Origin of the sequence: Amycolatopsis alba DSM 44262, assembly GCF_000384215.1 — a bacterium.
Lineage (GTDB): Bacteria > Actinomycetota > Actinomycetes > Mycobacteriales > Pseudonocardiaceae > Amycolatopsis > Amycolatopsis alba.
The window spans coordinates 9,700,047-9,717,828 of the sequence record NZ_KB913032.1 but is presented as its reverse complement, the minus strand read 5'-3'; the positions used below and the strand labels follow the sequence as shown (position 1 = coordinate 9,717,828).

The window sequence follows — 17,782 nt, the reverse complement described above, 5'->3', positions numbered from 1 at the left end:
TCCGCGTGAATCGAGGGGAGGGACGTCAAGGTCGCGATCGGGCGGTTCAGGACTTCTTGCGTGGTGCACGCTTACGCTTGACAGGGGCTTCTTCGGTGACCGGTTCGGCGAGGGCAGATTCGGCGTTGTCGAACGCTTCGTAGATCTCGTTGGGAATGCGGCCGCGTTCGGCGATCGCGTAACCGTTGGCCGATGCCCAGGCGCGGACCTGTTGGTTGCGTTCGCGGTCGGTTGTCTTCGCCGTACCATCGGCTGCGGTGGACTGTCCGGTTGCAACCTTCACCTTGCGTCCGCCGACTCGCCTGCTGGCGTCGATGAAGCGCTCGAGCTCGTCGCGCAGGGCACCGGCGTTGTCGTCGGAGAGGTCGATCTCGTAGGTGACGCCGTCGAGTGCGAAGGGCACGGTCTGGGTGGCTTCGCCACCGTCGATGTCGTCGACGATCTGGACGGATACCTTTTGTGCCATCGAAAGTGCCTTCCGCTAGGTCAATGCCACGCCGCCTCGGATTGGCGCAGTGTCAATAATTCTAGGTGTATGAAGTGTCCGTCATGGAGACGGCATCGGTGCGGTGGTGTTGCGTGGCGTCAGATGGCAACCGTTGAGCAGCTTTCATGGTCGCGCGAGCAGGCTGCGGAGACTGCGTCGTCGATTGCTGGGCTCGTCTTCGAGTTCGACGAAGGTGTATCCGCCGACGGTTCTGAGTCGCTGCCGGAAAGTGACTGCGCCGTCGGCCCGCATCCGCGTTTCGTCGCCGACATCGATCACAGTGGTGGTCGGTCTCGCACCGAGCGTGGCGAACTGGGCGCACGGGTTCCCAGGGTGGTCATTGAAGACGTCCGGAAGCTCACCGGCTTGCAGTGATCACGGCGCGATCATGACAATGGTTCCCGGAGACGGCTTCAGCGCAACCCACCGGGGGAAGCATGACCGAGATGCTCACCGAGGTCGCTGAACGACTGGACGCCTACGCCCGCTAAACCGAACTTCCCTACGGCGAGAAGCGCCCGGCAGCCAATGACGAGGGGATGCTCCAATGGTCGTGAGGGAAGGGTGGCTTGTCTCAGCGTTTGCGGCGTGCCCACGGCCCTGCCGAATCCACGGCCGGCCTCGCTTGACGTGCGCTGGACTCGCCGGGCCTCGTGCGTCCCAGATCGTTGACTGTTCCGATGAAGACTGGCCAATACATGTCCACGGTATCCTCATCAGGTACGTCGCCCGGCGACTTGCGTTGCGCGTGCGGGTGCACCAGGTTGCGGATACTGCGTAATCCGCCCACGATCCGGTAGACGTCGGTGTCGATCCACCGGAGCCGGTGTGCGGCGTATATCAGTGAGTGCAGTGTGAGCTTGTCCGCAGGCGCGCGGCGCACTCGCTCGGCTTTCGCCTCGGGTTCGTCCCAGATCGAGTCCGGAATCGGACGGCTCACTGCGGCGTCCATGAGCAGTCCTTCCACCAGGCCGCCGAGGTGGATCATCGCGGCGAGGTAGCAGCCGTTCGCGCGGCACTTCTCGATCTCGATGATGCGTTGGTTGAGCAAAGGCACGAGTGCTTGGTCCGTGACGATCTCTTCGATGGAGTACTGCAACTTCTGGCGGCTGATGTCTTCGGGTATGGATTTCGGTGCGGCGCGGCCTGCCTTGATGACCGGGCGAAGGTCGTCGTCGAGTTCGACATGGAGGTTCTCGACTTCGAGCAGAAGGTTCAGGCGGTCTCGGACCTCATTCGCGGACTCGCGGTCGTGGGGGTAGTCACGGGGGTCCGCTAGCCGGGTAAGTATCCGCTCGATGGCGTTGGGCTCGTCCTGTCGGCGCAGCAGATGGGTCACTGTCCAGGATTTTCGGGTGTCCCCGTCGTACGCGGTGATCTCTTTCCATCCTGCACGGCGGAAGAACTCGGCCAGTTCGTTGCCCTTACGGTAGAACATGGTGCCGTCGCCACAGATCAGGTCCGCGACCGCCACCAAGGTCTGTTCGTCGATGGTGTCCACGTTCACGCCTCCGCCAGCTCGATCTTTTCCTTGTTCAGGGCTTGCCAGACGACGTCCAGCGCCGCTTCGGGGTCCAGGATGAAGTGGCTGTGCACGACTCGGCAGAATGGCCATCCCGCCCGGCTCAGCTCGCGCAGTGAGTCGTCATCACGGCGTCGATGGTCGGCATCCCGCCTCCGGTACTCATCACACATGACGACCAACGACCGGTCCTGACCGCGTACTACGATGTCCAGCATACGACCGCCGATGTCCACATACGGCTCCGCTGCGTAGCCACGGCGGCGAATCGCGAGGTAGACCTGCTGGACGAACAATGACCGGAACGGAGCCGCGAGCTGTTCCGATGGCATGCGTGTAACGTCCAGGAGTTCTCGGAGCGGGCCCTCCCGTTCCTGGTAGTGGCTCAGCATCCGGTGTCGGATGTCCTCACTGTCGAGGTTGTCGCCGAGCGAGGTCACAAGCAGCAGTTGGTCCTTTGCCCGGCTGGCCGCGACGTTCAGGCGCCGGTCGTATCGCGTGTCGTTGCGCATGGCCTTTGCCCGGCCCGCCGCGACGGTCGATACGATCATGATGTCGCGTTCGTCGCCCTGGAAGCTCTGTGCGGCTCCAACGCGGATGTTTCGAAGCTCGATCTCTGACGCGGGTATCCGCTTCTGGATCAGCTGATCGATCACCTTGACCTGCTTGGCGCTTTGCATCGCGATCACGCCGAAAGACTTTCCCTCGTAGGCCGGATCATCCAGGCATTCGCTCAGCAGATCGACAACCTGGACGGCTTCGGCTCTGTTGGTGAGAGTTTCGGAGCTACCGGTCGTCTGGCCATCCGGAACGAAACGGATCTCCACCGGTTCGAGCCGGTCTGCCCCGTGCTGGCGCAAGGGTACGAGGTCGTTGTCATAGAACTCTTTTGACGACCAGGAGATGATCTCGGGCATGCACCGGAAGTGCTCGCGGAGTCGGACTACTGCGGGGAAGGCGGTGCTCAGGACGTCGTAGAGGTTTCCGGTTGGCAGCAGGATCTCTCGGACATGGTCAGGGAGGTCTGGAAAGTCTGCCTTCAAGCGCGCGATCACCGGGTCCAGTCCGCGCGGGGTGATGTACGGGGTGCACTGCTTGTCGTCGCCCACTACGATGACCCGGTGTGCGAGCCAGAGCAGAAACAGTGATGTCGGCTCAGCTTGGCTGGCCTCGTCGACGATCACGACGTCGAAGCTGTTCTGCTCGGCGGGGAACAGATCTGCCACTTCGTCGACCGTCATGATCCAGGCTGGGACTGCGGACTTCGCTCCGGTGATCGCAGAGCGGGCCGATCGCTGATTCCGCGCTGCGGGTTTCCCTCTGCCGCCCAGCCGTTGCGCGAAATGCGAGTACGACCGAAGCGCGCGCCGCGCCGACAGGTCCATAGTGGACAGGCAGTTTGACCAGGCCTGCGCCGCCGCAAGCTCTTCCGTCGCGCCGCGCAGGGTCTCTTTCGCGGCTGCCAGTTCCGATTCACCCTGCGCATCCCGTCCGGGGTGGTACTGGGTGTGAACGAACCGCTCTGCCACTGCCCAGTCCCACGCGTCAGCCACGACCACGAAGCGTTCTGCCCACGCCTCATCTCCGCTGGTTTTCTCCAGAGCGGAGAGCAGATCCGGGTGTGCTTCACCTAACTGCGAGCGAAGATCGCGCAGCCGGCGGTGTCTGCTGATCGTTTCCCGGGCCTGACCGATTGTCTCGACGGCGACTCGGAACGCGGCGCTGTCTCTCGTGCGCAGCGCTTTCGCGACAGCGGTCAGCTCCGGTGCGGCTTGTGCAGTTGCAGCCATGTGCTCCCACCACGTCAGTAGCTGTCCGTGGTACTTCATGTACTTCGCGACGTCCAGTCGGTGCTTGGCCAGGCGGGCCCCGCTGCGGAACGTGGCCCAGGAGTCGCGACTCGTCAGAACCACGAGTAACTGTGTCTCGGCCAAACTGCCCCGCAGGCGAACGGCGGTGTTCCCTAGTTCGGCTAGCATTGGAAGTACCGCTTCCGCGGCTGCGAGCCAGCGAAGCCGGTTGGTCGGATCTCCAGCCGAGTTCTCCAGCCACACCACGAAACTCCACGCATGCTCGAGATCGGTCAGCGTCGCGAGAATGTCCAGCACCTCGTAGGCAGCAACCGCCGCTTCCGTCGTCCGCAGCTCGCGCTGCCGGTAACTGCATGTCTCTCGGACCAGCGCCGTGTCACGGCCGAACACCGTCAGACGGCGGAAGAGCCGAGTTCGCACCGTTCGGTGGTTCTGAAGGCCTTGCACTAAGATTTGCGCTTGCTCGTGTAGTTCCCGGAGGAGCGTGGGATCGGTCTCATGACATTGCACATCCCGGAGAACCGGATTGCGTGACCGCGAGAAGAGCTGCTCGGCGGCAGGGGGACGGTTGATGAGGTCCAGCCAGGCGTTCAGGTTGTTCCCGGCGAGCATGTCCCTGACCGCGCCATCGAGCCAGCTCTCGGGTTCCGAAGTGGCGCGTTGGTCGAGATGCCGGACGATCTCGGCTACGCGGTCGAGGTCGACGAGCCACTGGTCGAGTGTGGCTGGGGCGACACACACGCATCTGTCGGCGATCTCGCGGACCTGCGGGTCAGCGGCCGGGAGTTCGAGGTTCCTGAACAACTGAGCGATCTCGTCCGGAGATTGGACGTCCTCCGGTGGTGGCACCGACTCGTCCGCTCGATGAGGACCTTCGGGGTGTGCCTCAAGAAGATTTTGCAGCTCGGCGAGCTCATCAGGAAGCAGCGGGCAGATCGTCGGCGCGGCTGCGGGCAGCGGTGGCACCCAGCCAAACCGGTTGCGCCCTGCCTGGACCGAGGACGCGATCTCCGCCAATCGGCCCTGGTATCCTGGGGCGATCGGAGGATGCTCGATGTGTTCCGACTCCCGCGATCCGGAGAGATCGACCTCTGCGGCGAGTACCTGCCTCTGAGCCACATTCCACTGCTCGCGGCAGGCAACGACACGGGCCGCGGCCTGAGACTCGGTGGTGCTCGCCACGAACTCCGACAGTGCTCGTACACATGCTTCCAGCGCGCTGGTGCGGCCGCGCTTGTCGCCGGCGAGGGAGACGCACATGCTCTGCAGCTCTGGCGGAAGCATGTTGCGGAGTACGCTGAGCGGCTGCTCTCGCTGGCTGACTACCAGGACTCGCAGGCCTTCCGCCAGCATCGCCACCAGGAGATTGGCGATAGTGTGGGTTTTCCCGGTCCCTGGCGGCCCTTGAACAACGGCGCCGTTGTCCTGTCGTACCCTGTCCAGCACAAGCCGCTGCTCCTGGTTGTACGGCTTGACGAAGAGCGGGTTCTCTCCGAGAAGCTTCGGAGTTCCGGACGCCGCGGCCCACTCTTCCTGTTCTTCCGGAGTCAAGTCGTGAAGGATCTGGACCAGGGTCTGCGGAACCGGCGTGCGCAAGTCACGAAGCTTCTCCAGCATCTGGTCCAGAAAGCCGGCGACACTGGAACGGTCACGCTGGCGGAAGACCAGCGCCGGGGACGCCGACACAGAGAGCCTGTCGTCGCAATCGGCCGGTGGTGGCTCGGCGGACTCGTGATAGGGCGGCGCGGCTGGCAGCAGCCATCCGCTCCACTCCGCGAGCCACTTGCCCACTCCTTCGTCGATCGGCAGCAGATCCGAGGTTTCGATCTCTTTCCGGATATCGTCTGCTCTGCCCAGCCTGTCGCCGAGCACTGGCGCGAGGAATCTGCGATCCTCCATCGTCAACGGTGCCTCCGCGATTGGACCGATCACCACGCTGGAGTGGCCGCGTTCGATCCGGGCGAACATCCGTTTGACTATCAGGTGCCGGTACACGCGGCTGTCGGCGTCGTCGACGCCCGCCACCAGCCCACTGCATAGCAACAGCTCGAACTCGTCATCCCTGGTCGCCAGCCGCCCAGCGACGTCGAGCAACTGCTCGTAGAGCTGACGCTGAGGGCGGTCCCGTTCCACCGCCGCTAGCCAACTGTCACGAGCTGCCAGAGCTACGCGGCAAGCCGCCCCTAGACCCGTTCTTTCATCGAGATCGGATACCTGGGCGGCCAACTCATCGGAAAGGCCGACCTCCGCAACATCTTGGTCCTGCCACTGACGGCGATCGATATAGCTATGGAGCTCCTGCGGCAACGCAGGCGGAGGCGGCAGCGGCACCTGGTCCACAGCCAGGAGCACGCCCTCCGAATCCGGTTCGGAGCGAACCCGCACGCCCTGAGGCAGTTCGGCCAACCACCACGAGGCCTCGAAGCTACTCAGATCGCGGCTGTCCGCTCTGGTAGAAGCTGCAATGTCCCGTAAATACTCCACCAGCGTGCTCGTCTTATCGCGAGCGGTCGGGTCATTCGGACGCATGAAGTCCCTATCGCCACGCTCACCCCCTCTCGGTGAGCAGTAGGACAGAATCAGCTAGGCGCGGTCCGTGGGACAAGTCAGGAGTCGGGATGGTGCCGGAATGTCGTACTGGTTCTCACTCCCAGTAACGACATCGTGGTGGTAAATCACCGCACCGGACGACTTGTCCGCGTCCGGCGCAATCGTGGCGGCGAGCTGTGTCCGGCGGCCTGAGGGCGCGCGAATGGTGTGGCAATTGGTGGCCCCGACTGCAAGCGGAGCCACCAATCGACTGTCAGGTTTCGTCGCGACCACGGCTGATGAAAAGAGCACCGACGATCGTGCCACCGGAGCCTAGGGCGGCCGGCAAGATCAGCCGGACGATCTCGAGTGCGAAGTTCTCGGTGATGCCGTGGAACGACACGGCCAGCACGATGATCAAGAGGCTGATGAGCAGCAGGGCGAAAACGCCAGCGAGTACGCGCTTCTGCATGGACGCCTTGTGGGCGTGACGCTGTGCGGCCAGTTCGCTGACCTTGACCACCGGAGCCCGGCTGGGCGGCGTCTGGTGGGTACGACCAGACGCCGGGTCGTCGTCGCTCCAGGTTTCCTCGTCCAGGGGGCTCGTCACCTGCGCCCACCCGTCGAAGTGATCTCTTCGTCCGTGAAGACGAGAACCACTGGATCGGTGGATAGCTGCTCGTTCGGGGTGAGGCCTACCCATGTGTCGTCTTCGGGGTCACGACGAGCTTTGGCGGTGCTGAGGCGGCTTCCCTGGAAGGTCGGGGGATTGGGTTGCTCGGGGTGGGTCGTCATGCGGGGCTGTACCTGTTCCTCGTAACGGGACACGTAGTTGGGGCACGGACACCTGTCGGGGGCAGGTGCGAGCCGGCGACCGGTCTCTAAGTAACACTGAGAGTACCTCAGCCGACACTGGTACGTGTTCAGGGTGTGGTCCTGAAGTGGTGATCACATGTCACGACAGTGTGACCGATGCGTCATATGGGTGGTGGTCCCGTGGAAAAAGTGCTTGAGTATGGTTTGTGAGCCATAACGCGCAAGCCGTGTCCTGGGAGTGTCGTACCCCTGCCAGGGCACGTGGTTACGGGCGCATCGCTCGACCAGGTGTCCTCGTGGGTGGGGCCTGGTCGGCGAAGACCGAGATCCACAGGTGCCGGTATCGGGTGAGGGACCGACGCACTGACCCTGTCGAGGAGACAACATGTCCGCTGCTGCAACAAATGCGCCTCAACAGCGCGCCAACCCTGAGAAGGAGAAGACACCGCCCAAGCGCATCAATGTCGCTGTCGGCCCGGAGACCATTCAAGCACTGGAAGCAGTGATCGAACGTGAAGGCGTGAGTCTCACCGAAGCTGTCCGTCGCCTCATAGGCTATGGCGAGGTTGTCTACCAAGCCGTTAAGCAAGATGGCGCCGAGGTCTTTCTTAAAACGGGTGACTCGACCAAGCAGGTCATCATCCTCTGATAATCGCTCTACTGGAAGTGGCAGTTGCCTATCTGCGGGGAGGGGCAACAACTTAAGCCCCCTGGAGTCGCCAGGACAATGGTTCCAGGGGGCAAGTTTTGCCACGTGGAAGGCTCGGACGCAGACGCGGTCCGAGCCTTTTCGTGTACCCCAGATCAGCCGAAGTTCTCCCGATATGCGGCGGCTTCATTGCGCTACTCATGATGCCTGCTTCCTCGTCTTGTGAAGTCATGCAGTGCAATTTGCAATTGATTGGGATCGTGATGTAAAGGCGTGTTCCTGATAGTCCTCTTGTTGTCGAGGTCATTGCTTGTTCCCTCCACTTCACTTTGCCCCGGCGGACGAGTTCCGTCTAGTGTCCTGGTCGCCTATGCTTCCAGTGGTAGATCATCTTATGTCTCGCTAGTCACTGGGTCGCCGCTCGTCGCAACTGACTAGTCGGGCCGATATTTCGGATTCGCGTAGACGGTCGATTTTTTGAGGTGAGCGGTCAAATTGATGTTTTGTGCCGGACTATAAGGGGCTTGTCAACACCGGAAATGCGGATAGGGGGTTCGTTCGACGTGGATTGCTCGGAATGAGATGTGTCCGTTAGTCGCGAGCGTTGCTACTTGGAGAGAACGGGCTGCCCAGGACGACTCTTGACTGGCGTCGGCGGTGTGAACGAGTGGGAAGTTTGGCGCGGGGAGCAGTTGTCGGACCTCGGCCGGTGATCGCTGGTTCGTCGTCGCTCACGTGCTCGCCCGCGTCGCTGGTTGCGGGCCGCGGAGCATGGCGTGAAGAGCATGGACCGACACCTGGCGGCGCGCCGAGCGCTGACAAGTTCCTGTATTCATCAAGAGCGCGGTCGCAACTGTCTGACGTGGAGCAGTTCGCTTGCTTCGGTCGCCCATCCGGTGGGCAGGCTGCGGTGGCAGCGCCTCCGTCAACCACTGTTGGCGACGACCAGTGCGGCATATCCGACCCTGGGTCGCCTGGGCAGCTAGATCACAGCGGGGATATGCACCCCTTGGCGGGAGTTGTCAATAGAGATCACGTGAAGTTACTTAATAGTTATTGAATGATGCAGGCTGGATCACGCTGACGATGTGAGGGCGACCGGCATGCGGCGAGTTGTGCTGGCTGATGCATGCGGGATCATGCGGGACCGGCGCAAAGACGCCTTGCGGTGTTTGCGCCGGTCAGGGCGTCGAGACACCCGTTTGGGGGATATTAGGCATGGGGGTCGATCAAATGGCCATCAAAAGGGCGAGTCGGTGTCTGCTGCCCAGTACGGCAGGTACTGCATGAAGCGGCGCCCGGCTGCGGCGTCGAAGGGAACGATCAGGTTGGCGGCGACGGCGTCGCTGATGAGCCTGCTGGCGATCGCGGCGTTCTGCTGACTGATCCCGAAGCGTTCCCGCAGGGACGAGTTGGTGAGTGTCTCGTGGTTGACCCGGCGGAGGCAGGCGTGCAGGTAGACCGCACGGACTTTTTCGTCGCGGCTCATGCTGGTGAGGGGCTTGGGTGCGAACAGCACGACCCGTGTGTTGTCCTCAGGCAGCTCGACCAGCGGCGCGGGGAGCTGGTGGAGTTCTGTCTCGGATACGACCTTGTCCCAGCCGCTGCCGCGTTCCTCGCACATCCCGGCGCGGCGCATCAGCGCGCCGATCGCCTCGTTGCGTGATTTAGGTGGGGCGTCGACGAACCGCAGGGGGTCGACGAGGGGCCGGCCGGGGCTGGTGATCTCCAGACGGGTGTCGAAGATCTCGATCATCGGCCCGTTGCCGGTCTGGGAGAAGTCTTGGTGGATGATCGCGTTGGCGATGAGCTCCCGGACGGCCAGTTCGGGGTAAGCGCGCTCGTCGCCGCGGATCGCTTCGCCGATCACCTCGACCGAGGGCAGCATGTTGTTGACGAAGTTGACCAGGCCGGCGAACGCGGGTGCGTAGCCGTGGACGCCGGATTGCTCACGGATAGTCGATACACGGCTGTCTCCGCGGTAGCGGATGACGCGGACGGCCTTCCGTTTGAGCGATGTGAAGTCATTGATGTTCTTGGCGAACAGGACGGCGCCGAGGTTGGTGATGTCCCAGTCGCCGTGCTGGTTGCGGCGTACCAGCTCTTCCATCTCCAGGGCATCGAGGATGCCCTTCCGGTTGTCCGGCAGTGGCATCCCCATCAGGTCGAAGTACCCAGGATAGTCCAGGCGCCGCAGAACCGCGGTGGTGTCCAGGCCGGACGCGGCGGAGAGCGTCTCGAACGGCCGGGAGTCGAACGACTGCCACAGCCGCCGCGCGTGATCCGGATGGTCACGCAGCTTCTTCTTGTACGACCCGACCCGGATCCACTCGTCGCTCTGGAACCGCACCGGGCTCGCCGTCGCCGGCGAGACCTCGAGCAGCACGACTCGCTTGTCTTCCACCTTGAACTCGAGGAATTCGAAGTGGATCTGAGGTGTCAGCAGCCGGGTGAGCCAGTTGAGGAAGTCTTCGTTGCCGACCTTGCTGTGCGGGTCCATGGTGGTACCGACGATCGTGTGGTCGGTGTCGCTGACGCCCCAGACCATGTAGCCCTTGTCCTGGCTACCGAGCGCGGCGGAGTTCGCCAGCGCCGAGATGTACTGACCGATGTCCTCGGCTTTGAAGAAGTTCTCCTTGAACTCCACCCACTCGGTCTCCCGTGGCAGCGCGATCAACCGGTGCACCAGCGCGACCAGGCGAGCGTCATGTCCTGGACGCGGTTTGTCAGACACCTCGGTCCCCTCTGCTTAGCCAGCCGTTCGAGGACACAGAGTGTAGTCCCAGCGCGACCCTGACCATGGCCGCGTCAGGCGCACGACCCTCCATCCTTCAGCGGTGGGTTCGAAACCAGAAGGGCTCGATGTCGTCCCGCCGATTGAGGCGTCTCGCCACCGCGCTTGAACGCGCGAACCCTGCGGGCGCGGTTCGGACAGCCGCGGGGTCTCGCGGGGCAGGGTAGGTCGAGAGGCTGCGTTTACCCAGCGGGTCGTCGGGCTTGCTCGTCGCACCTGGTGCTCCGTCTGAGTGGTGTTGGTTCAGGTGTCCGCGGAGCTGCTGGGATATAGCCAGACTTGTTGGTGTGGCTGACGAGGAGAGCGCGCAACATGCGGTCTGCGGCGTGGCGAGCGGCTTGCTGCCGGTGCCGCGGCAACTCCCGCCAGTATTGCGAGACTTCACCGGCCGGGGCGAGCAGCTTGCCATGTTGGATGCGCTCCTGCCGACAGTCGAGAACGTCGTGGAGGGCGTGACGGTCGCTGCGGTAGACGGTACCGGCGGTTGTGGCAAGACCAGTCTCGTCGTGCATTGGGCGCACCGGAGCCAGGACAGGTTTCCCGATGGGACCTTGTACGCCAATTTACGGGGCTACGGGCCGAGTCAGGCCCTGGGCCCCAGTGCCGTGCTGGCGGCCTTCCTGCATGCGCTGGGAGCGCCGGAGGCTCAGATACCGGTCGATGTGAAGCCGTCCGGTTGCCTATTGAGGTAGACGAGCCAGTCGAGGCGTGTCGTCGTGGACTTTGCGTTGCAAAGTGCCTAATCGGGGGAGCTGATGATCGTCTTGCGGCCGTGCAGTTGCATTTCGTTTGCGCGGACTGTCGGGGTGCCGAGTACGGTGGTCGGCATGTGAGCCCGGCACACTGGGCCCCGACCCTCCGCGGAGGCGGTTATGCGGATTCTCCCGTCCGTCACACCCACCCCTGAGCAGTTGACCATCCTCGCCGACAACACCCCAGGCTTCCTGCTGATCAAGGGTGCGGCCGGTAGCGGCAAAACAACGACCGCTTTGCTGCGGCTCCGGCAGCTGTGTGCATCCTGGCTTTCCCGGCGCGACCGCCTTGGTCTGGTTGACCCGGTCCGCGTGCTGGTACTCACCTACAACCGGACCCTCGAGGGGTACATCGCCGAGTTGGCCCGTCAGCAGGTGCCGGGCAGTGAAGGTCTCCAGGTGCAGGTGCTGACCTTCGGAAAGTGGGCGCACGATGTCATCGGGAATGTCGACATCCTTGACCGCGATAAGTCCTCGGCGATGCTGCTCCCCCTGCTCAAGGACCTGCCTGGGGATCGTGCGTTCCTGTTGGAAGAGGTGGAGTATCTCCTGGGTCGCTACCCAGTCGACAGGCTGGATGAATATTTGATCAAACCGCGCACGGGCCGCGGGATCAATCCGCGGGTAGAGAGCCTGCTAAAACGACGGTTGCTGGCCGACGTCGTCGAACCGTTCGCCGCGCTCAAGGCTGAGCGTGGCGCGATGGACTGGAATGACATTGCGATCGCCGCAGGCGCCGCTGACGGTATACCGCCATGGGACGTCGTGATCGTTGACGAAGCCCAGGACTTCACAGCCAACCAGGTTCGGGCGTTGCTGCCGCATCTGGCTCCTTCACACTCCGTGACCTTTGTGATGGACGCGGCGCAACGGATCTACCCCAGACACTTCACCTGGAAAGAAGTCGGAGTGAACTGGAGCAAGATCTACACGCTTAAGCACAACTACCGAAACACCGAGCAGATCGCCGCCTTCGCCCGCACTCTGGTGACTGGAGTGCCACTGGAGGACGATGGCGAGCTACCTGACTTCACGGCATGTGACAAGGCCGGTCCGCTACCGACTGTGGTGGCCGGATCCTTCAGCGCCCAGGTGGACTACATCCTCGGCACGCTGGCGCGAAATGTGGATCTTGCCAATGAGTCGGTAGCCTTCCTGCACCCACGCGGCGGTGAGTGGTTCTCCTATCTCAAGAAGCGGCTACGTCAGGCTGGGCTGCCTTTCGTGACATTGACCCGCGCCAGCACCTGGCCCGAGGGAACTGAGCAAATCGCCTTGTGCACCCTTCACTCAGCGAAGGGACTCGAGTTCGACCACGTCATCATTCCGGGGCTTAACCAGCAGGTGACACCGCACGGAAATGAGCAAGGTGACGGCCAGCTAGACGCCCTGCGGCGCCTGATCGCCATGGGAGTTGGCCGAGCCAAGAAGTCTGTCCACATAGGCTTCAAACCAACCGACCCATCAACGATCCTCCGGCTACTGCAGCCGGGTACCTACCAGCTGGTGCGGCCGTGAACGCCGCCGCGCCGCATGAGCCGGCGCTGTCCATTCCCGACCTTGCTCGCGGGTTCGGGATCGAGGAGGTTCTCCACTTCACGACCAACCGTGGCCTGGTAGGCATCGGGGCGACCGGAGCCGTGAAGTCGCGCGACGGCCTGACGGCCGACGCATACCTGGAGCACATCTACCTGCCGAACTGTCGTAGCCGAACTGGGGACGCGGGGTGGACCGGATACGTGAACCTGTCGCTGACTCAGGTGAACGGAACTCTGTTGGGCATCTCGAAGGACCGCTGGCACGTGGCCGACGAAGTGTGGTGGTGCGTGCTGGCCTTCGACCCGGCGCTGCTGTCGCACGACGGGGTCTACTTCACAACGACCAACAACATCTACCCAGCGGTTAAACGCGGCCAGGGCGGGGCTGGCCTGTCCGCGCTGTACGCAGACAAGGTGCCGGGCCGATACGGGAACCTGAGCTGTCGCACCGCACATACGCCGAGAAACCTGCCGACTGACCCTCAGGCGGAGGTGCTCTATCCCGATCAGGTGGAGCTCGGCCTGCTGCGACGCATCTATGTGCCTGAGGACGACTACATTGACGCTGTCAAGGGGCTTGCGGCTACATTGCCGAGCCTGTCGGGCATCCCGATCGAGTGCAAACCGGAGGTGTTTGGATGAGCGCGCACGCTGGCTCGGCCGCACGCCGCGATCGCATCGTGGGCTCGATGCTGTGGTCAGCCTGGGCCGATGCGCTTGGCTTCATCAGCGAACTCACTGATGAAAGGGGCCTCCAACGCCGGCTACATGGACACAGGCTTGAAGCGCCGATCGAGTGGAGCAGACGAGTCGGCGGCCGATACGGCGTCACGATGACGCTGCCAGCCGGCAGCTACTCCGACGACACCCAGCTGCGGCTGGCCACCGCTCGCGCACTATCGTCCCGCAGGTTTGACGTCGAAGCGTTCGCCAAGGTCGAAGTGCCCATCTGGCCCTCCTACGCGCTCGGCGGCGGCCGGGCCAGCAAGGCGGCTGCCGCAAACCTCGCGAAGACCGCGACGCCATGGTTTGCCAACTTTTACGAAGGCTGGACCAATGCGGGGGGCAACGGTGTGGCTATGCGCATCCAGCCGCACGTGTGGGCTGCTGATTCCGTAGCATCAGCACGATGTCTCGAGAACATCATCGTAGACGCGGTCACGACTCATGGGCATCCTAGGGCCATTGCCGGTGCGGTGCTGCACGCGGCCGCTCTCGGCATGACCTTGGCCGAGGGGACGTTGCCTCCGGTTTCGGCGTGGAGCGACTTCGTAGGCCTAGTCGAAGCCACATATCAGCTGATGGAGAACAATTCACAGCTTGGGTCTGTGTGGTTGCCAAGGTGGGAGCACGAGATCGGCTCAAGCTTCCAAGCCGCGTGGAGCCAGACAGTCAAAGAGATATATTGGCTGATGAAGCGCGCCCGACCAGTCGTCAAAGAGCTGCGGAGGTGCCCGGATGCGGAATCTGCCGAGGCAGCCTATCGACGACTTGTCGATGAGCTCGACCTGAGTGAGCCTGCCACCAGAGGCAGCGGCACGGCTACCTCCGTGGCGGCTATGGCTCTTGCTACGGCATTGCCGGATCGGCCAGCGCTCGTCTCGCAAATCGCAGCTAGGGCATTAGGCACGGACACAGACACAATCGCAACGATGGCTGCGGCATTATGCGGCGCCGCCACTTCTGGAGATTTTCCCAAAGAAGTTCAGGATGCCGACTATCTCGTTGAGCAGGCCCTCCGTTTGGCCGATATCGCCGATGGCGCTGAAGTGGCACCATTCCCTTATCCGGACTTGCTTCATTGGAGTGCGCCGACGACCCAACTTGATGCGGTTGGCTTCGATGGCGAAAGTCTTGCGCTAGCGGGATTTGGGCACCTGAAACCTTTTGTCGATGGTGAGACGAAAACCGTGCGCTCGGAAGCGTGGGAGTGGGTTCGAGTCGATTTTGGGCAATCACTTCTTGTGAAAAGGCGAATTCAGCCGCGGTTGCTAACTGTAGGAAATATGCCGGTCCGGCTGCCTGGTGAGTCCTCTGGCGAGGTCGGCCAACAGCGAAATGGTTACCGCAAGTGGTGGACGGCTAGATCGCAGAGTAATGCCGATAAAATCGGCGATACCAAGGGAAATGCCGGTACCCTCAGCTTGAGTCCTCAGGCGGATGCGCGCCCCGTCCATGATGAGAAGAACCAGGCAAAGAAGGTCGATGTCGATCAAATGCTAGCATGGGTAAAATCTGAGGGTTATACAGATCGTGCCGTGGCCTACGCGATTCGCCGAGTCGCGCTGCTGGGAACGCAGGAACAGTATGAGTCGTTTGCGGATGGCTTGCGCCGTACACTGCGCAGTGCCGCCGCCTCGTCTTCTTCTGAAGTAGATCGGAAAGAGGGGTAGTTGTTGTCAGTTGCTTTAGGCTTCCGGAGCGTGGAAAGTTCAGTCTAATCAGGTGGCTGGCTCCGTGAAAGGTGTAGTGCGGGGTGATCCGCGTCGACGCAAATACATGCATATCGACGTAAGGCCTCAGTGCGGCCTTGCGGTGTCCGGAGCAGCTCTCGACCCGAGACAAGTGACGGGGTGAAGTGGTGGCTGTAGGTTTCGTGTGTTCTAGGGGGAATGCATGCGGGAGAAGGAAGTACAAGATCTTGTCGAGGGTCTGGTCGCTCGACAGATGCTGCTGGACCGTATCGATGGCTGGAACGAGGTGGAGCATGTCGCGCTTGATCGGCACCAGGGCGAGGATCGCCTCCTCATCTTGGACAATCTTGTTCTTCATCGCGCCGCGGACGCCGCGTTGCTGGTTCGTGACCGGCTGGTCGGCCTGATTCCGGTGTCGAGCAGCGGGAGCTCGATCTCGTTGAACCGGTCCGAGAAGCTGTTCGCTGACCTTCTCTACGAGTCGCCTGATACGGGCACTATCGTGGTGTTTGAGATCAAACGTGCCCGGGCGACAGCACGCGAGACGGTCACCGAGCTGCTGGCCTACGAACAGGAAGTGCGGAACCATCTGCCTTTCGCGGCACGTACTGATATTTGCTTCGTGGTCGTGTCCACGGACTACTCGCCCTTGCTTGATCACTCGCTGGTGTCGCTGATCGCTTGGCACGGCCTGAAGGTCTTATGTCTCCACGTCGACGAGACGCAGCGGATCACGGCGCGGCTACCTTCCGCGTGGAGCAGCCTCGGCCAGGATCTGATCCCTTCCCAGCACATCGACACCACAAGCTTGACCTTCACGCCGCATGATTTCAGCAATCCTGTCCAGATTGGCGTTCTGCTGAATAGCGCGCTCGACATGATCGCTCGGGAAGCCGACCGCTCCGGCATCACGGGATTCGGGTTCGTCTTCGAGGATGTTCGCTTCATGTACGAGAATCTGCGGCCATGCGGGCTCATAGTGGCACGTGTCAATCCGGCCGGGTTCCTCAGCGAAGCGAAAGTAGAGCACTACCTGGACGGTGGGGAACGCTCGCCGCTGCACCGGCGCATCGCGGAGCACGGCCGAACCGGCAGCTGGCGTCCCGCGTCGCCGGAGCTCGACTCGGCGACACGTTTTCTGTCGCGTTACGGTACCGTCGAGTGGTGTAGCTCGGGGACGTGGCAGGAGAAGCGCCTGGACGTGCGCCATCGCACTCCCGATGTCAGCATGGATCACTATGCTCGGCCGGTCGTGTTCAATACATGGGGGCTGATCGGCGACTACACACGTGAGCTGCTCATCTGCCCCGATCGGATGGCCACCGCGGCCAAAGAGTTCGGTGACCAGGTGGTCGAGACACGAAACCCGGAATTCGGCTTCAAGGTCGTCGATACGATCGCACCCGATGCGAAGGTGCCGGCCTATGGCGCGCAGTGGTTTACCAGGCTGGGATTCCGCCTCGCCCGGCTCTGGACCTATGTCACGGCCTACCAGCTGAACAAGGATTTCCTGACGCGGGACCGGCTACGATCCCTGCTCGCGTGGGCACGCGCGGACTTGTGCGTTCCCCTCACTGAACTGGGCATCGCGACCTCGCTCGCCGATGTCCGCGAGCCGCCACCCGCGATCATCACTGGTGCGGCCGGAGATGGCCGGCCACTCGAAGACCCTGACACTATCGGTTTACTCGTTCGCTGGGTCATTGATCACCTCATCGGTGACAGAAGCAACCGCCACGGAGTCGTGTTCGAGGCGGCATTCCACACTGGCCAGGCATTCGATGAAGGAATTTTCGGTATCGAACTTGGCATTGACCTGGAAGATATCGTCGCCCGAGCGGTGACCAATGTCTACACACTGCTGGACCTGGCGATCGCGCAGGCACCACGGAGAAACGGTGCGTATCCCGCGCTGACCGCGCACTTCGCCGCTTCGTTCGGACTTGACTGTACCTCGGACACCACCCCAACCGAGCTCGCCGCGCTCATCTGGAAGATTCCGATCGAGACGCTCTTCGACGAGTACGTCCGAGCAGTTCCAGCGGCGCTAGACATAGCTTTCCCCGCGCTCCACTTCGGCGCCGGGCACGCACCCCCAACCCTCCCCAGCGGCGCGGTCGCCGTGCTACGGCGCCGGATCCTGGAGCACCGCGCCGCAGGACGAGACCCTGGGATCTACTTTGACCCCGGTGGCGGATACGGCATCGACATGCTCGACGAGCACGCGAAAACGATGTTCCGGCGTCCCGCCGACGACGAAGTCGTCGTCAGGGACCGCTACACCACCCGCGGCGAGGTCCACCGGCTGACGACCTGGACCAGGCTCACGGACCATGACACCAACCAAAGCGGTCAGCAATGAGCAAACAGACGGGTGAAGTCTTTCGGGGTGAACGGCGCCACAGAGACGACGGGTTTCTCACCAGTATCCTTGTGCGACGTCGTGTAGTCCATGCGGGTACGACGGCAG

At 62.6% G+C, this 17,782-nt stretch carries 12 protein-coding genes; 7 read left to right on the top strand and 5 right to left on the bottom strand.

Going from position 1 to position 17,782, the window contains the following annotated elements; translation table 11 throughout:
* Positions 1–46: 46 nt before the first annotated feature.
* Complete coding sequence (locus AMYAL_RS0144875) at positions 47–466, bottom strand: histone-like nucleoid-structuring protein Lsr2 (RefSeq protein ID WP_020637860.1); 420 nt, start codon at positions 464–466, stop codon at positions 47–49.
* A gap of 123 nt (positions 467–589) precedes the next feature.
* Here AMYAL_RS0144875 and AMYAL_RS0144870 point away from each other — a divergent pair, with 123 nt between their 5' ends.
* Entirely contained in the window at positions 590–862 is a 273-nt protein-coding gene (locus tag AMYAL_RS0144870) for a hypothetical protein (RefSeq protein WP_020637859.1), read from the top strand.
* A gap of 199 nt (positions 863–1,061) precedes the next feature.
* Here AMYAL_RS0144870 and AMYAL_RS0144865 read toward each other — a convergent pair whose 3' ends face one another.
* The 3 genes from AMYAL_RS0144865 to AMYAL_RS0144855 form a co-directional block, all read right to left on the bottom strand.
* Positions 1,062–1,988 (bottom strand): hypothetical protein, encoded by a 927-nt coding sequence (locus tag AMYAL_RS0144865; protein WP_143267944.1) that lies wholly within the window; start codon positions 1,986–1,988, stop codon positions 1,062–1,064.
* 2 nt (positions 1,989–1,990) lie between these two features.
* Positions 1,991–6,349, bottom strand: a complete 4,359-nt coding sequence (locus AMYAL_RS0144860) for an AAA domain-containing protein (RefSeq protein ID WP_084702294.1) — start codon at positions 6,347–6,349, stop codon at positions 1,991–1,993.
* A gap of 274 nt (positions 6,350–6,623) precedes the next feature.
* On the bottom strand, positions 6,624–6,959 hold the full coding sequence (locus tag AMYAL_RS0144855; RefSeq protein ID WP_020637856.1) for a hypothetical protein: 336 nt from the start codon (positions 6,957–6,959) through the stop codon (positions 6,624–6,626).
* A gap of 591 nt (positions 6,960–7,550) precedes the next feature.
* Between AMYAL_RS0144855 and AMYAL_RS49735 the strand changes: the two genes are divergently transcribed.
* On the top strand, positions 7,551–7,814 hold the full coding sequence (locus AMYAL_RS49735) for a ribbon-helix-helix domain-containing protein (protein WP_143267945.1): 264 nt from the start codon (positions 7,551–7,553) through the stop codon (positions 7,812–7,814).
* Positions 7,815–9,054: 1,240 nt separating this feature from the next.
* On the opposite strand, the gene AMYAL_RS0144845 is transcribed toward AMYAL_RS49735, so the two are convergent.
* The gene (locus AMYAL_RS0144845) at positions 9,055–10,548 is read right to left on the bottom strand and encodes an RNA-binding domain-containing protein (protein WP_209447289.1); all 1,494 of its coding nucleotides are present in this window, start codon (positions 10,546–10,548) and stop codon (positions 9,055–9,057) included.
* 347 nt (positions 10,549–10,895) lie between these two features.
* On the opposite strand from AMYAL_RS0144845, the gene AMYAL_RS0144840 reads away from it, so the two are divergent.
* The 5 genes from AMYAL_RS0144840 (at position 10,896) to AMYAL_RS0144820 (ending at position 17,674) form a co-directional block, all read left to right on the top strand.
* Positions 10,896–11,300 (top strand): hypothetical protein, encoded by a 405-nt coding sequence (locus AMYAL_RS0144840; protein ID WP_020637853.1) that lies wholly within the window; start codon positions 10,896–10,898, stop codon positions 11,298–11,300.
* 219 nt (positions 11,301–11,519) lie between these two features.
* Positions 11,520–12,878, top strand: coding sequence for a 3'-5' exonuclease (locus AMYAL_RS0144835; RefSeq protein ID WP_209447288.1), 1,359 nt, complete (start codon positions 11,520–11,522; stop codon positions 12,876–12,878).
* Positions 12,875–13,540, top strand: a complete 666-nt coding sequence (locus AMYAL_RS0144830; RefSeq protein ID WP_020637851.1) for a DarT ssDNA thymidine ADP-ribosyltransferase family protein — start codon at positions 12,875–12,877, stop codon at positions 13,538–13,540. Before AMYAL_RS0144835 ends, AMYAL_RS0144830 begins: the two co-directional genes overlap by 4 nt.
* Entirely contained in the window at positions 13,537–15,291 is a 1,755-nt protein-coding gene (locus tag AMYAL_RS49040) for an ADP-ribosylglycohydrolase family protein (RefSeq protein WP_084702292.1), read from the top strand. Before AMYAL_RS0144830 ends, AMYAL_RS49040 begins: the two co-directional genes overlap by 4 nt.
* Before the next feature lie 223 nt (positions 15,292–15,514).
* Entirely contained in the window at positions 15,515–17,674 is a 2,160-nt protein-coding gene (locus AMYAL_RS0144820; protein WP_020637849.1) for a hypothetical protein, read from the top strand.
* Positions 17,675–17,782 lie beyond the last annotated feature (108 nt).

What these genes read in the sequence shown, in the direction of transcription:
- AMYAL_RS0144875 (WP_020637860.1), bottom strand. Translation starts at nt 466, where the DNA reads ATGGCACAAAAGGTATCCGTCCAGATCGTCGACGACATCGACGGTGGC.
- AMYAL_RS0144870 (WP_020637859.1), top strand. Translation starts at nt 590, where the DNA reads ATGGCAACCGTTGAGCAGCTTTCATGGTCGCGCGAGCAGGCTGCGGAG.
- AMYAL_RS0144860 (WP_084702294.1), bottom strand. Translation starts at nt 6,349, where the DNA reads ATGCGTCCGAATGACCCGACCGCTCGCGATAAGACGAGCACGCTGGTG.
- AMYAL_RS49735 (WP_143267945.1), top strand. Translation starts at nt 7,551, where the DNA reads ATGTCCGCTGCTGCAACAAATGCGCCTCAACAGCGCGCCAACCCTGAG.
- AMYAL_RS49040 (WP_084702292.1), top strand. Translation starts at nt 13,537, where the DNA reads ATGAGCGCGCACGCTGGCTCGGCCGCACGCCGCGATCGCATCGTGGGC.
- AMYAL_RS0144820 (WP_020637849.1), top strand. Translation starts at nt 15,515, where the DNA reads ATGCGGGAGAAGGAAGTACAAGATCTTGTCGAGGGTCTGGTCGCTCGA.